The 1298-nt window shown below is 38.0% G+C and carries 2 protein-coding genes; both read right to left on the minus strand.

What is annotated here, in order from left to right:
* Positions 1 to 21: 21 nt before the first annotated feature.
* The gene (locus ACYVTD_RS13025; RefSeq protein WP_461248172.1) at positions 22 to 351 is read right to left on the minus strand and encodes a hypothetical protein; all 330 of its coding nucleotides are present in this window, start codon (positions 349 to 351) and stop codon (positions 22 to 24) included.
* On the minus strand, positions 341 to 1298 hold a 958-nt coding region (locus tag ACYVTD_RS13030; protein ID WP_461248173.1), incomplete at its 5' end, for a response regulator. The genes ACYVTD_RS13030 and ACYVTD_RS13025, both read right to left, overlap by 11 nt.

Here is a 1298-nt window from a genome sequence, read left to right on the forward strand (position 1 = left end):
GAGTAGATGATGTTTCTATGTTTAACCCGAATACAAATTACTTCTACTGGTATCAATTCTCTTCATGCTGTACGGAAAATGCAACCCATAAGGAATTTGCCTGAATTTTTTGCCGGCTTCGCTAAGCCATTCGTACCTTAAAACAAAATGTCTGTCGCCGTTAATAATTTCGTTACGCCAAATCTGGACGCGATCAACATCAAGACAGTGACCGATAAGATCAAAACTTTTTAATAATATTGTTTCAAAAGGAATTTCTTTATTAGCAGCCAAAAGAATGGTGGCGGCTGTATTTACTGCATCAAGCAGACGAGTTTGTTTTCTTATTTTTTTATCTTTATTAAAAAACATTAATATTCGCCCTTACCTCTTTAAAAAGGTCTTTTACTTCAAAAAATACTTCCGCTATTTTGGGATCATAGTGCGTTCCTGAATTTTCCATAATAATTTTAACCGCATCTTCGTCTGTAAATGCTTTTTTATACGGACGCTCGGAAACAAGAGCATCGTACACATCTACAATCGCCATAATACGTCCTTGCAGGGGAATTTCTTCGCCTTTAAGCATATTTGGATATCCTTTTCCGTCCCAGCGTTCATGATGGCTTCCAGCGAATAATTTAGCATTACGCAAAAATTCGCCCTCGCCCGTCTGCGCGATAATTTTATCAATTATACGCTCACCTTCCGCGGCGTGAGTTTTCATAATCGCATACTCTTCTTCTGTAAGTTTACCGGGTTTGTTTACGATTAAGTCGGAAATAGTAATTTTTCCCAAATCATGCATACGCGCCGAAGCAATAACTTTCTCGATATCCCAATCTGAAATTAATTCTTTATAAACCTCGCGCTTTTTCATTTCGGTAATTAAAATTTTTATGTAAGCCGATGTACGCTCAATATGACCGCCTGTATCTTTGTCGTGGTTTTCGACAATATTTGCCAAAACCGAAACAATGCTGTTCTGAAGCCTGCTTAACTGAGCCGTCCGTTCGCGGATTAATTCATCAATATTAAGGTGGGTCATAATTCTGTTTAACAACACAGGCGCGGAAAAAGGTTTTAAAACAAAATCCACCGCTCCCATTTCAAATCCGCGCACTTCCACTTCCGTGTCTGTGCGTCCGGTTAAAAACATAACAGGAATGTTAGTCCATAAGTTATTGGATTTTAATTTCTCAAGAGCTGTAAAACCGTCAATATCCGGCATTTCAATATCTAAAAGTATAATATCGGGGGTTACTTTTTCCAAAAAAGAAAACATTTTAGTCGCAGAAGGCATTGTCATAACTCTGTAC

It is taken from the genome of Treponema sp. R6D11 (assembly GCF_054786075.1).

What these genes read in the sequence shown, in the direction of transcription:
- ACYVTD_RS13025 (WP_461248172.1), bottom strand. Translation starts at nt 351, where the DNA reads ATGTTTTTTAATAAAGATAAAAAAATAAGAAAACAAACTCGTCTGCTT.